Source organism: Peribacillus sp. NPDC076916, assembly GCF_050269675.1.
Taxonomy (GTDB): Bacteria; Bacillota; Bacilli; order Bacillales; family DSM-1321; genus Peribacillus; species Peribacillus aracenensis.
Genome location: NZ_JBNNIU010000016.1, coordinates 41,405 through 54,874, shown reverse-complemented (window position 1 = coordinate 54,874; position 13,470 = coordinate 41,405). Strand labels below are relative to the sequence as shown.

Sequence of the window (13,470 nt, the reverse complement as noted above, 5' to 3'; positions counted from 1 at the left end):
TAGATCCTGCCAATGGGACACCCGTTTGTTTTGGTTAAGACAATTTATCACAGTAAGAAGTATACAGAGAAGCCGTTTCATCCAATTAAAAAAAGGCGCCGACAAGTCGACACCCCTTTTTTGACACGTTTTATAGTTTTTCCAACCGGATGATATCTGGTGTATTTTGTTTCTGGATCCCTGACTTTTGCAACTTCACTGCCGTTCCTTCAGGTAAGTTAGTGAATATAATAGGAGTGACCGTTGATGGTGCATTCCGTTTTATGAAATCTAAATCAATTTCCAAAAGAGGTGTTCCTTTTGTTATTCTTTGACCTTCCTGCACAAGAGATGTAAACCCTTCGCCATTTAGTTTAACTGTATCCAACCCAACATGGATCAGGATTTCCAGACCATTATCCATTTTCAATCCGAGTGCATGATTTGTCGGGAAAATACTTAGAACTTCCCCATCAATTGGGGATACTAGTTTTCCGTTGACAGGTTCGATAGCAAAGCCATCCCCCATCATTTTCATGGCAAACACTTGATCGGGAACCTGTTCGATCGGTAAAACGGTTCCTTCAATTGGAAGGACAAAGTCATTTGCACCCAAAGCTTGGTTTTCTTCCATTTTATCCGCTGCCACTTGTGCAGCTGGACTTGTTTTCACTTTGCTTGGGTCGACGCCATTCTTGACAAGTTGTTTCATTGCATTTGCAACGAATTCGACATTCGTTCCAACAATAACTTGCACACTCGATTTATTCAACTTCATGACACCGCGCGCACCATGCCTTTTTAAGGCTGCTTCATTCACATTTTCTGAATCGGCCACTTGTAAACGCAAGCGCGTTGCACAGTTATCAATTAGCATTATATTCTCTTTACCGCCAAGATCTTGAATGAAAAGCGATCCCATATCGGTATATTTATCCCCTGTTTTCACAATAGTTTCTTCTTCCACAACTTCCTCATCGTCTTCACGGCCAGGTGTTTTTAAATCCATGATCTTGATGACAAAATAGAAAATCACGAAGTAAACTGCTGCGTATACCAATCCAATTGGTATTAACCATAGCGGTTTTTGCGCAATGCCGAAGTTCAAGAAATAATCAATGGCCCCTGCGGAGAATCCAAAACCATGATGGATATCCAACATAACAGCGAGTGCCATAGAGACACCGGTTAAAAGGGCATGTATTACATATAACACCGGTGCGATGAACATGAATAGAAATTCAATAGGTTCAGTGATTCCTGTAAGAAAAGAAGTGAAAGCTAACCCAACAAGCATCCCTGTTACCAGTTTACGTTTCTCCTTCTTAGCAGCTGCAATCATCGCTAATGCTGCTGCTGGAAGTCCGAACATCATGATTGGGAAAAAGCCGGTCATGAAGGGCCCAGCTGTCGGGTCCCCTGCGAAGAAACGATTTATATCACCTGTCGCTCCATTGTATTCACCAAAAACAAACCAAACCATACTATTCAGGACATGATGCAATCCTACTGGAAGCAATAAGCGATTCAATACGCCAAATACGCCGGCACCCAATGCCCCTGCACCTGTAATCCAGTCTCCAACACTATTGATTACATCTTGAATTGGCGGCCAGACAAAACCGAATATTCCCGCAAGTATAATCATCGCCAGCGAAGTGATGATTGGGACGAACCTTTTCCCTGAAAAGAATCCAAGCCATTCAGGGAGTCTTATGTCGGAGTATCTATTATATAGAAGAGCTGCAACTATACCCGATATAATACCGCCTAAAACAGCCATATCGATATCTTTATTAATTGCTTGTGTTCCATTCGTTAAAACAAAGTAACCAACAAGACCAGCTAATGCCGCGGCACCGCTACCGTCTTTAGATAATCCTATTGCAATACCTAAAGCGAATAGTAAGGCAAGATTATCAAAAATCGCTTTTCCCGCGGCCGCCATAAATGCAATATCAAGTAAATCTGGCTGACCTAAGCGAAGCAATATAGCTGCTGCTGGCAAAACAGCAATTGGCAGCATAAGAGCTTTACCAATCTTTTGTAAAAAATTCAACATCGAACTCATCTCCCTTGTTCCTAACTTCTTCTATTGATTCTGTTGAATGAGAAGTATAAAGCGTTTTCATTTTATCAATATAATAACTTTTCTTTGGATTATACTAGCACAGAAAATATATAGATGTCTATACCAATTTACTTGAAAATATACTATATTCTTTGTAAATAAAGCAATAATATCTTTTTTATTCCTTATACTTCTCAACTGGTCTAGACAACTTTTAATAAAAACGATAAAATGAGGGCAAAATATATGAGACCATTTCATGACTCATTCATTAAGTTTTACTTTCATAAAGGAGATTATGTATGAAAACATTCATTATTAATAATCTAATAGTTCATGGCGAAAAAGAAACATACAAAAATGGGTATATTAAAGTCGTGGAGGGAAAAATTGCCGAGGTTGGTCCAGTCAGCCAATATAAACAGGACGATGATGCCAAAGTAATTACTCTTTCACCGGATTATCAGGTAATTCCCGGTGCCATCGACATTCATATTCACGGGGCATCCAATTCCGATGCAATGGATGCCACATATGAAGCATTATCCACAATGGCAGGGACTCTTCCCAAAGAAGGAACCACAAGCTTTCTGGCCACTACAATGACTCAATCTACCGAAGCCATTGAATCTGCCCTTCTTAATGCTGGTAAATATATCGAAAATCAAACTGAAGAACACGCTGAAATAGTTGGGATCCATTTAGAAGGTCCTTTCATTTCACCGGCCCGTAAAGGAGCGCAGCCTGAGGATTATATCATTGATCCTGATGTCACTCTATTTAAAAAGTGGCAGGAACTGGCCGAAAATCAAATCAAGCTTGTAACGCTTGCTCCTGAACAACCAAATGGATTAGATCTAGCCGCCCACTTAAGGGGAACTGGCGTCGTCGCCTCCATTGGACATTCAGATGCAACATATGACCAAATAGATGAAGCAATCCAGGCAGGTACCACCCACGTTACACATCTTTATAATGGGATGCGGGGACTCCATCACCGCGAACCTGGTGTTTTGGGAGCTGCTTATCTTCGAGACGAGCTATATGTTGAACTTATTGCTGACGGCATTCACTGCAGGCCGGAAATGGTGAAGCTGGCGTATAACCAAATTACCAGTGAACGCATGATCTTGATAACGGATTCGCTTCGTGCGAAATGGCTTGAAAAGGGAACCTATGATTTAGGAGGTCAGCCTGTGTATGTGAACGAAACGAAAGCAACGCTTTCAGACGGTACACTAGCCGGCAGTATATTGAAAATGAACGATGCCATCAAGAACACATTGGAATATACCGATTGTTCCATGACTGACATTATAAAAATGACGGCAGAAAACCCTGCCAAACAGCTTCGGATTTTTGACAGAAAAGGAAGCATCCAGGTCGGAAAAGACGCCGATTTTGTAATATTGAATGACCGCTTGGACGTTGAAATGACGTTCTGCAGAGGAAATTTAGCTTTTAAAAAGGAGAATGTAGAATGAATATCATACAAGTGCAGGACTACATGGAAATGAGCCGGACAGCTGCAGAAATAGTGATCGGAAAAGTCAAAGGAAATCCAAATATCAAATTGGGCCTTGCTACAGGCGGCACCCCAAAAGGAATGTATGATAATTTGATTGAAGATCATGTGAATAATCATACTTCCTATGAAAATGTAACATCTTTTAATCTTGATGAGTATGTCGGCTTAAAACCAAATGATCCAAACAGTTACCATTATTATATGAATGACTCCTTATTCACTCATATCAATATAAATAAAGAGCGTACTCACCTGCCAAATGGTACGGCTGATGATACTAACGGGGAATGTAAACGGTATGACGAAATGATTGATTCCGTGGGAGGGATCGATCTTCAGATACTTGGTATTGGGCAAAATGGCCATATTGGTTTTAATGAACCTGGAACTTCATTCACATCGGGTACACATGTCGTGACACTTGAAGATTCAACGCGCCAAGCGAATGCACGTTATTTCGATTCCATAGACGAAGTTCCTACACATGCCGTTACGATGGGCATTTCAACAATCATGAAAAGCAAGGAAATCCTGCTGCTGATATCTGGTGAAGAAAAAGCCGAAACCTTGAAGAAATTGATACACGGTGACATTTCCGAGGACTTCCCTGCATCTATCCTAAAAAAACATGATAGTGTTACAATTATCGCAGACCAAAAAGCATTATCCGGAGTGATAATACCCTAAAAGGAGCGAAAGTCGATGATTGATAAAAACTCACCTCTTCCGATTTATTTTCAAATCGAAGAACAAATAAAAAGACAAATAGAAAACGGTGAGTTCCAAGCGCATAATGCCCTTCCATCAGAACGTGAATATGCCGAGCAATTCGAAATTAGCCGGATGACCGTCCGGCAAGCCATAAATAATTTGGTGAATGACGGATACTTATACCGTCAAAAAGGAAGGGGAACCTTTGTCGCCGATAAGAAACTGGAGCAGCAGCTCAATGGGTTGACCAGCTTCACCGAGGACATGAAAGCCAGGGGATTAAATCCAAGCAGTAAGCTGCTGAGCTTTGAAATCATTCCGGCTGATAAAAAGATTGCCAGTGAATTGCACATTTCGCTTTATGCTCCTGTTTATGAAATAAAACGCATTCGTTTGGCTGATGATGTTCCAATGGCCCTCGAGACCGTATACATGTCTGCCAATTTAATTAAAGGGTTAACGGAAGAGATCATTAACCTCTCTCTTTACCAATATGTAGAGAATTACGTTAAACTTAAAATAGACTATGCTACACAAACGTTGGAATCGTCGATTGCTTCTGAATTAGAAGTCACCCATTTAGCGATTCCAAAGCACTCACCCATATTATTCATTCAAAGGCATACGTTCTTAATGGATGGAACTCCCCTCGAATATGTTAAATCGGCATATCGTGCGGACAGGTATAAGTTCACTATCACTATAAGCAGATAAAATTGAATATTTTCATCACTAAAGTCTTTTAATTGCCAAAGGTAATCGGAGGGTGTCACAAATATGAATTCATACTTTGAAGAAGTGCAGGCTTTACTCACAATTGTGGGAGAACAGGAACAGCAGTCAATTAGGGAAGCCGTGGACCATATCTCAAAAGCGGTGATGTCGGATGGAATCATCCATCTATTCGGAAGCGGGCACTCTCATATTTTGACCGAAGAGGTATTCTACCGGGCAGGTGGGTTAGCCGCGATTCGTCCTATTTTCGTTGAAGACTTGATGCTTTTTAAGGGAGCTTCAAGGTCATCCCAACTTGAACGGCAAAATGACCTATCAGAGAAATTCATGCATGATGAGGATATCCGTCCTGGTGATGTCTGTATCGTCATTTCATCATCCGGCGTAAATCCCGTTCCCATAGATGTCGCCACTATCGCTAAAGAAAAAGGGGCCTTCGTCATCGGACTAACATCACCGGAGTATGCAAAAAGTTGTCCTTCACGGCATAAACAGAAGCATTATCTCCACGATGTCGTTGATTTGGTCATAGACAACCATATTGCCAAAGGTGACACATTACTGAAATCAAATAATATATCTTTTGGTTCTGGATCGACCGTGATCGGGGCTGTTCTCCTCAATATGATTTTCACGCAAGTCATCCAAACGATTATTGAAACAGGGGAGACCCCTCCCGTATTCCTTAGCAGTAATATCGAAGGGGCAGATGAACATAATCAAAAGATCATCGCGAAATATAAAACAAGAATCGCCCAATTATGAACCGATATAGCCAAAAAGGAATACATAAGCTTTTATGTTCATCGTGAAGCAGTCATATAAAAGAAGGCATTCCATTCGGATGCCTTCTTTCATTCAATGGGTACTTCCCTTCCTTTATTCCTTATTCTTCAAAAAGGGCCACCAATTCGCATTACCAAACGTCGCAACCATAACAGGAATAAACAATGGCAATATGACAAACGCATATAAAGCAAGCCCCACCAAAATTAAAGTGGCTATCTCCAAGAGCGATAAAACTCCTGCTGGCATCATGGCAGCAAAGGTTCCACCCAGAATGACAGCTGCTGAGATGATCACCGTACCCATTTTTCTCATGGACAGTAACATTGCTTCCTTGACCGGTTTATCTTTCCATTCGTTAAAGCGATCCATCAAGAAAATGCTATAGTCAATGCCTAGAGCAATCAAGATGACGAAAGCAAAGAAAGGAACTGCCCAGCCGATGCCGGCATAACCGAGAATATTAACAAAAATCAACTCTGTAATGGCGGCCGCTGTATAATAAGTCAAAACGAGCGACACAATCAAATAGACCGGCATGACCAGGGATCGCAGCATGAAAAAGAGAATGATTGCGATACCCGACAGCATCAAAACGACCGTCCGTGAGAAATCCTCCTCAGACATCATGCCCAAGTCATGATGCGTACTTGTGATTCCCCCTATCGCCACCTGCGCATTTTCAAGCTTTGTATCTTTCGTTACTCTTTCAACGGCTGCCTCGATCGAATCGATTTGCTCGATTGCTTCATTGGAATATGGGTTTGCCTTGAATACCACATCCATTGTCATGATTTTACCATCTTCAGATAAATACGCGTTCAATGCCTCCCCGAATTCTTCGCTTTCCACTACTTCTTTGGGAATGTACATGCCTGTTACCGTTTTATCCGTTTTTGCCAGTCCTGATAAATAACCCTGTGCAGACGATAGTCCATCATGGACTTCATTCAGACCATCCGCACTTTCATTTAAGCCATCTGTCAAATCGGTAAGTTGTCCGCCGAGGCTTGAAAAACCATTTAGGAGCTCTTGCTGCCCATTACTTAAGCTGGTAAGTCCTCCTTTAAATCCTGACAGGTTATTTATGACTTCCCCCTGACCATTGGCCATCGTGCTAAGACCCTTTTGTAAAGTGTCAACGCCTGAAATCAATTGGTTCAGGCCCTCCCCAAGAGACGTTTGACCCTTTACGATCTCTGCCATATTTTGATTCGCCGTATTCAAACCGCCTGACACTGAACCAAGATTCCTATTGAGTTCCGAAAGGCCTGCTGCCATGGGCTCCAAGCCACCCTGTGCCCCTTGCACCGTTTGCTTGATCGTTTGATAGGACTGATCAGCCTGTAACTCTGGATGTGCGGCTTCCATTTGCTCAAAAGAAGGATTTAAACCAGCAAGGCTTTGTGATACGCCCGTAAGGTTAGTTTGAATCTCTTTGTATCCCCCTGTAAGCTCACTTAACCCATTAGCTGATTGTTTATAGCCTTCGAGGAGCTGTCCGCTTCCGGCAGCGAGCTTTTCCAAGTTTGCCTTGACCTCAATCAGGCCGTTTTTTATATCCCCAGTCCCTGAGGAACCATCGCGAATGCCTGCTTCAATGCTTGTTAACGCCTTCTCCACCTGACCTACGCCGCTCTTTAATTCATTGGTGCCTGATATGAGACCCCCTATTCCATCCGTCGCTTGCTTCAAGCGCGGTCCTGAATCGGAAAGCTCACTGCCTGCCGTCTTTAATCCATCACTGATTTGTTTAATGCCTTCATTTCCTTCCCCGATTCCCTTTTCCAAAGTTTCGGCTTGGTTCGCGACAAATAAGTCCTTAATGGGTTCACCTGTCGGGCGGGTCATGGAACGAACTACATCGACTTCATCCACCTTGACGACTTCCTGGCTGATTTTTTCAGCAAGTGCGATGTAATCCTCCGAATCCATGCGTTCGTCATTTTTTATGACAATCTGTGTTGGCATGGATTGTCCTGGCCCGAATTCATCGGAAATGATATTAAATGCCATGATGGAAGGAACATCATCGCCCGCTTCTTCAAGAGAGTTATATGAAATCTTCCCATCATACATAAACAAAAAGGGAACACAGACGATTGCCACGATCATAAGCGCCAACAATGGGCGGTTCAAGGAGAAGCTACCCAGAATTCCCCATAGTTTACTTTCACTATGCTCAAGCTTCCCTTTTGCCGGCCAAAATAGCTTCTTGCCAAGAACCGCCATGAAAAATGGAACGATCGTATAAAGGGCGATCATTAAAATGAAAACCCCTATGGCAACGGCCGCCGCAGATTGATAGAGCTTAAAAGTAGAAAAACCGATTGCCGCAAAGCCAATCATAACGGTCAGCCCACTGAAGAAGACAGTCTTGCCGGCGGTTCGGTATGTCTCCACGATTGCTTCAGGCAAGGACTCCTGTGACGATAGCTCCTCCTTGAAGCGACTAAGAAGCAAGATGCAATAATCAGTCCCGATCCCAAATAAAATACCTACCAGGAATATTTGGGTGTAAGACGAAATCGGAAAGTCCCATTTATCCACCAGGAATGAGACGATGGATTGTGAACATAAATAAGTGAAACCGACTGTCACTAACGGAATGATCGGTGTCACCACTGAACGAAAGACTATCAGCAATACTGCCAGAATGAAGACAACCGTGATGCCTTCAGTTTTCTTCAGCCCCTCTTGGGAATTGGCATTAAGATCTTCATCGATCATCCAGCTGCTTGTGTAATAATGCTCGACATCCACTTGTTCCAACTCTTTATAAAGGGCATCGATCACATCCTTAGCTTCTCGGTCCCCCTTTACCATCGTGATGGAAGTCAAAACTGTTGATTCATTTTCCGAGACCAACTGATCTTTTAGCGAGGGCTCTTTAAAATGGGTCATGACCTCTTTGATACCAAGCTCCGCTTTATTCTTTTCAAGCTTTTGGACCGCTGTCTCAATCTCTTTCAATTCCGAGGAAGTCAACTTCTTATCACCATGGAATACGAGAGCCACTTGTGACTCATCCTTATCCTGGATCTCTTTCATTAGCGCATTGGCCATCCCGGAGGAATACTCTGCCGGTACATCCAGCTGTCCCTTATTCCGGACAAGTTCCGCCATATTCGGTGCCGCAAACAATAATCCTGCTGTCATTGCAACCCAAACGATAATGACCAGCCATCTTCCCTTTATGATCCCCCTCATTTATATTTCCTCCCATTCCTCATTTTTCATTTGAATGAAAATTTGTGAAAGCTTCTCATATGTATCAAGGAATTTAACGATCTCTTCATAATCGAATTTCGTCATGATGCTCTCTACCAATTTATAAATCTTATTTTCCGTTTCCTGTAACAATGCTTCCCCCTCTTTGGAAAGCTTCAAGTGAAAGACCCTTCTGTCACCCAGGTCCTGTTCCCGTTCTATCAATCCTTTGCCTTCCAGCCTGTTGATGTTGGACGTGACGGCACTCTTATTAATATAAAAGGCATCACTGATTTCCGTCGATGTACACAACCGCTGTTGTTGAATGAACCGTAAAGTATAATATTGTTCATTCGTCAGCACACCACAAATCTGATCTTTTATTAAAAGCTCACCCATTTTATTGACATAGAAGGAAACCCTCATATATCGATCAATCAATCCAGAAACTTTGTCATTAGACATCGTTGCACCTCCTGAAAAGTAGTTCAGTCATTTAACTATATGTAGATTACTATTGTTTTATTTATTATGTCAATCCCAAGATAGTTTATTATTTCCAGTTTATCTTATGGTAAATAAGGGAAAACCCAAAGTAAGCAAACAATCTACTATTCTAAAGGAGGAACTATAAATGACTCAATCAACTATCGAAAATCAATCAACTATCGAAACTCAACCGAATAGCAAACTCTTAAAAGGGATTCTGATTGGGGGGCTTGTTGGTGGTGCGTTGACCTTGCTTGACTCCAATACAAGAAATAAAGTAAAGCGTTCAGCCGTCCTTTTAAAAGACAACTCCATGAATATGATTGAACAGGTCAAGGAAAATCCCGGCGAAATGAAGGAACAGATGGTATCAGGAGTCAAAGGGGCAACAGAGACGATTAAAGAGGCAATTAATGACGTTGAAACACTATATGAAACCGTTAATGAAGACGTGGTGGGTAGAGTATCCGAAGTAAAGGATATCTCCACTGATGCCCTTGGTACAGCTAAAGATGCAACAAGTGAATTGAAAGACATCAGCTCAAAAGTGGTCGTTGCCGGTAAACAGCTGAAAGAAACACCCTCACAATCATTGAAAGCCGATAATGATAAAGGTGAAAAAGAGAGTGATGAAATCGTTAAAGAATCAGGATTATCCAATCAAAAATCCATTTCATCCAACTTCTAATATAAAAAAAAGCTGAGGCATGATGCCTCAGCTTTTTTTTTATCGCTTGTACAATTGGGATGTTGATTTCCGCTCCAGGCACTCGCTTTCCCCGGGCGGTCGTGGAGCCTCCTCTAGACGCGCTTTTCCCGTAAGAGTCTCGTATCTTCCTCTCCAATCAACTCTGTTATAAGATTTAGATAGAAGTCTACAAACTGTGGGTCATAGGTTCGGGAACATTTGATGAAAGGTACATTTTTCGGAACCCTTTTGTTTTTTCATAGATTACTTCACTTGATAACCTTAGTTAGAGTCCTCCAATTTATTCGTTATCTCATGGTCTTTTTTCACTTCAGCCAACCAAACGGGATATTCCTCTTGTAATTTTTCAGAAAGAAGCGTTTCTTTAATTACATCTTTACTGTCTTCTAAATTAGCCTTTTTTGCTTCCTTCTTACCGGTTACTTTTATGATATGGTACCCATAATCGGATTTGACTGGATCACTGACTTTATTTATATCAAGATCAAAGGCAACATCTTCAAACTCTTTCACCATATCACCTTTCCCAAAATACCCTAGGCTTCCGCCCTTATCCGCCGTTTGTGCATCAGTGGAATATTCAGCTGCCAATTTAGCGAAATCACCGCCTTCTGCAATTTCTTTCGCAACTTTTTTAGCCGTTTTTTCGTCTTCGACTAAAATATGACTAGCTTCCACTTGTTCAGCTTGATCAAATGTTTCTTTATTGTCTTCAAAATACGTACTGATTTCATCGTCCGTCACGGTAATTCTCGGTTCAACCAGTTTTTTCGTTTGCAGATAAACCACGATGTCCTTTTTTAAGGCATCCATGGAAGAGCCGCTTGCTTCCAATTGCTCTTTTAACGACTTTTCATCACCATAGGACTCAGCCATAACATCGATTTCTTTCTGGATTTCTTCATCCTTAATTTTAATTCCCGCTTTTTCCGCTTCCAATTCAACCAATTTATTCGTAATTAACAGGTCTAAAGTATCTGCTCCGTACCCTGCAACAAGCGCGTCATACAGCTCATCCTTATTGATTTTCTCGCCATCGATACTCGCCATTGTCTTATCCGTTGATGATATCATCGCAAATGCCATGATCCCGGCAATGATCAAAATACTCCCTGCCCAAATATATGCCTTCGTGCTTCTTAATAGTTTCATGAATACTCTCCCTTAATTTTTCTATCATGATAGCTTGTGAATATTAATTAATCCTTAAGATTTTACAACTTTCAATATGCACTAACCCATCATTATACTAACATACTTATATCCCTACAGATATTTTAGAGTATTTCATCTTGCTACCATTGATTTGGTTGATCATTACCCATAACGAAAAAGCATGGTGTACGGAGGGAATTCCTACACCATGCTTTTCTTCTTGTTATTTACGATGCATCTTGAATTCAAGGAAGAGTTCGTTGTAATGGGCCAAGTTTTTCTTCCCAAGGTTTTCGTACACTTCGAGTTTCTTTGTCAATTCCGGCGATGGATAGAAACGTTCGTCCTTCACCACTTCTTCAGGCATATATTTCAGTGCTGCTTTATTGGGTGTAGAGTAACTTACATATTCAGCATTCTGTGCTGCAACTTTCGGGTCCAGCATGAAGTTGATGAACTGGTGAGCCGCATCGACGTTTTTAGTTGTTTTCGGGATGACCATATTATCAAACCATAAATTGGACCCCTCTTTTGGAACAACGTATTCGAGATCTTCATTTTCAGCCATGATTTCAGAAGCAACTCCCGACCAAACAAGGCCAATCGCCGCTTCCTGGGCTTCCAATAGCATGCGGCTTTCATCTCCTACTATCGCCTTAATATTCGGGGTGAGGGCATCAAGTTTGGATTTTGCCTCTTGAAGGTGCTCTTCATCTATATCATTCAATGAATAATTCAAAGAGTTCAGACCCATGCCCATCACTTCCCTAGCGCCATCCGTCAAAAGGATTTCATTTTTTAGATCTTTATCCCATAAATCTGACCAGGCCGTTATTTCTTTGCCACCGAGCATCTTGGAATTATAAACAATTCCAACCGTTCCCCAGAAATAAGGGACGGAATATTTATTCTCCGGATCGAATGGCAGGTCGATGAACCGCTCATCGATGTTTTTCAAATTCGGAAGCTTGGAATGATCCAAGGGAATCAGCAAGTCTTCTTGCCGCATCTTATCGATCATATACTCAGACGGAATAGCAATATCATAAGTCGTACCGCCCTGTTCGATTTTAGTCATCATGGCCTCATTCGAATCGAACGTCTCATAAATGACCTTTATACCTGTTTCTTTTTCAAAACGGTCGATTAAATCCGTATCGATGTAATCGCCCCAATTATAGATGGTAAGCGTATTGCTGCTCGTAAACCCCTGCGATGAATTCAATCTTGAAATCGCATATAGCAGCAAAGCGGATATGAGGGAAATGATCAAAAACATTTGGATAAGCCTTTTCATCGTTTCCCCCCCATTCCCGTTTGCCTTACACGTTGAGTTATAAAGTAATATACGACAACCAACAGCAGTGTCACGACGAACAGCAGTGTCGATAGTGCATTGATATTCAATGAAATCCCACGGCGGGCCAATGAATAGATCTCCACAGAAAGAGTGGAGAAACCATTACCGGTCACAAAGAACGTAACCGCAAAATCATCAAGTGAATATGTCAATGCCATAAAAAAACCAGCAAAGATACCTGGTAAGATGTATGGAAGGATGACCTTCGTCAATACATCCCACCGGCTTGCCCCTAAATCTCTAGCGGCATCAATTAAAGTAGGGCTCATTTCCTGAAGTTTCGGAAGGACCAGCAGCACTACGATCGGGATGCTGAAGGCGATATGCGACAACAGTACCGAGTAGAATCCAAGCTTGATCCCGGCCATTGTGAATAAAATCAGGAAGGAAGCACCGATGATCACATCGGGACTGACAATCAATACATTATTCAATGATAATACCGTATTCTTAGCTTTACTGCTCGTAAAGGACCGAATACCAATCGCCCCCATCACCCCTATGATCGTTGAGATCAGTGCAGATAATAAAGCGATCACAAGTGTATTCAATACAATGATCAGCAGCCTTGTATCTTGGAACAGTTCCTTGTACCACTCCATCGTGAACCCTTTAAAGTCATACATCGTTCCACCGCTGTTAAAGGAGTAAAAGACTAAAAAGAAAATCGGTGCATAGAGTATGATAAAAATCAAAACGAGAAACGCTTTTGATATTGGTGATAATTTATTGCCCAA

General features: G+C 41.7%; 11 protein-coding genes. 5 read left to right on the top strand and 6 right to left on the bottom strand.

What is annotated here, in order from left to right; genetic code table 11:
• Window positions 1-130 precede the first annotated feature (130 nt).
• Window positions 131-2,041, bottom strand: a complete 1,911-nt coding sequence (nagE, locus tag ACQKFG_RS25405; protein ID WP_427563844.1) for an N-acetylglucosamine-specific PTS transporter subunit IIBC — start codon at window positions 2,039-2,041, stop codon at window positions 131-133.
• 311 nt (window positions 2,042-2,352) lie between these two features.
• Between nagE and nagA the strand changes: the two genes are divergently transcribed.
• The 4 genes from nagA to ACQKFG_RS25385 all read left to right on the top strand — a co-directional run bounded on the left by nagA (window position 2,353) and on the right by ACQKFG_RS25385 (window position 5,789).
• Window positions 2,353-3,534 (top strand): N-acetylglucosamine-6-phosphate deacetylase, encoded by a 1,182-nt coding sequence (nagA, locus tag ACQKFG_RS25400; protein WP_427563842.1) that lies wholly within the window; start codon window positions 2,353-2,355, stop codon window positions 3,532-3,534.
• Window positions 3,531-4,265: a glucosamine-6-phosphate deaminase gene (gene nagB / locus ACQKFG_RS25395; protein ID WP_192207500.1), complete on the top strand. Its 735-nt coding sequence runs from the start codon at window positions 3,531-3,533 to the stop codon at window positions 4,263-4,265. The genes nagA and nagB overlap by 4 nt, the downstream gene beginning before the upstream one ends.
• 15 nt (window positions 4,266-4,280) lie before the next feature.
• On the top strand, window positions 4,281-5,003 hold the full coding sequence (locus ACQKFG_RS25390; RefSeq protein WP_098372142.1) for a GntR family transcriptional regulator: 723 nt from the start codon (window positions 4,281-4,283) through the stop codon (window positions 5,001-5,003).
• A gap of 63 nt (window positions 5,004-5,066) precedes the next feature.
• On the top strand, window positions 5,067-5,789 hold the full coding sequence (locus ACQKFG_RS25385) for an SIS domain-containing protein (RefSeq protein ID WP_192207499.1): 723 nt from the start codon (window positions 5,067-5,069) through the stop codon (window positions 5,787-5,789).
• A 114-nt stretch (window positions 5,790-5,903) separates the two neighbouring features.
• Here ACQKFG_RS25385 and ACQKFG_RS25380 read toward each other — a convergent pair whose 3' ends face one another.
• Window positions 5,904-9,020: an MMPL family transporter gene (locus tag ACQKFG_RS25380; protein WP_427563839.1), complete on the bottom strand. Its 3,117-nt coding sequence runs from the start codon at window positions 9,018-9,020 to the stop codon at window positions 5,904-5,906.
• Entirely contained in the window at window positions 9,021-9,485 is a 465-nt protein-coding gene (locus ACQKFG_RS25375) for a MarR family winged helix-turn-helix transcriptional regulator (protein ID WP_427563837.1), read from the bottom strand.
• A gap of 169 nt (window positions 9,486-9,654) precedes the next feature.
• On the opposite strand from ACQKFG_RS25375, the gene ACQKFG_RS25370 reads away from it, so the two are divergent.
• A complete protein-coding gene (locus tag ACQKFG_RS25370) occupies window positions 9,655-10,197 on the top strand; it encodes a YtxH domain-containing protein (RefSeq protein ID WP_192207496.1) in 543 nt (180 codons plus the stop codon).
• Between the two features lie 282 nt (window positions 10,198-10,479).
• Here ACQKFG_RS25370 and ACQKFG_RS25365 read toward each other — a convergent pair whose 3' ends face one another.
• The 3 genes from ACQKFG_RS25365 to ACQKFG_RS25355 all read right to left on the bottom strand — a co-directional run bounded on the left by ACQKFG_RS25365 (window position 10,480) and on the right by ACQKFG_RS25355 (window position 13,470).
• Window positions 10,480-11,370 carry a foldase protein PrsA gene (locus ACQKFG_RS25365; RefSeq protein WP_349730359.1) on the bottom strand — a complete coding sequence of 297 codons (891 nt, stop codon included), beginning with the start codon at window positions 11,368-11,370 and terminating at the stop codon, window positions 10,480-10,482.
• Window positions 11,371-11,596: 226 nt separating this feature from the next.
• Window positions 11,597-12,670 (bottom strand): ABC transporter substrate-binding protein, encoded by a 1,074-nt coding sequence (locus ACQKFG_RS25360; RefSeq protein ID WP_427563835.1) that lies wholly within the window; start codon window positions 12,668-12,670, stop codon window positions 11,597-11,599.
• On the bottom strand, window positions 12,667-13,470 hold the full coding sequence (locus ACQKFG_RS25355) for an ABC transporter permease (protein ID WP_192207493.1): 804 nt from the start codon (window positions 13,468-13,470) through the stop codon (window positions 12,667-12,669). The genes ACQKFG_RS25360 and ACQKFG_RS25355 overlap by 4 nt, the downstream gene beginning before the upstream one ends.

Excerpts from the sequence above, each read along its gene's own strand:
- nagA (WP_427563842.1), top strand. The coding sequence starts at position 2,353 with ATGAAAACATTCATTATTAATAATCTAATAGTTCATGGCGAAAAAGAA.
- nagE (WP_427563844.1), bottom strand. The coding sequence starts at position 2,041 with ATGTTGAATTTTTTACAAAAGATTGGTAAAGCTCTTATGCTGCCAATT.
- ACQKFG_RS25375 (WP_427563837.1), bottom strand. The coding sequence starts at position 9,485 with ATGTCTAATGACAAAGTTTCTGGATTGATTGATCGATATATGAGGGTT.
- ACQKFG_RS25390 (WP_098372142.1), top strand. The coding sequence starts at position 4,281 with ATGATTGATAAAAACTCACCTCTTCCGATTTATTTTCAAATCGAAGAA.
- ACQKFG_RS25380 (WP_427563839.1), bottom strand. The coding sequence starts at position 9,020 with ATGAGGGGGATCATAAAGGGAAGATGGCTGGTCATTATCGTTTGGGTT.
- ACQKFG_RS25385 (WP_192207499.1), top strand. The coding sequence starts at position 5,067 with ATGAATTCATACTTTGAAGAAGTGCAGGCTTTACTCACAATTGTGGGA.
- nagB (WP_192207500.1), top strand. The coding sequence starts at position 3,531 with ATGAATATCATACAAGTGCAGGACTACATGGAAATGAGCCGGACAGCT.
- ACQKFG_RS25365 (WP_349730359.1), bottom strand. The coding sequence starts at position 11,370 with ATGAAACTATTAAGAAGCACGAAGGCATATATTTGGGCAGGGAGTATT.
- ACQKFG_RS25370 (WP_192207496.1), top strand. The coding sequence starts at position 9,655 with ATGACTCAATCAACTATCGAAAATCAATCAACTATCGAAACTCAACCG.
- ACQKFG_RS25360 (WP_427563835.1), bottom strand. The coding sequence starts at position 12,670 with ATGAAAAGGCTTATCCAAATGTTTTTGATCATTTCCCTCATATCCGCT.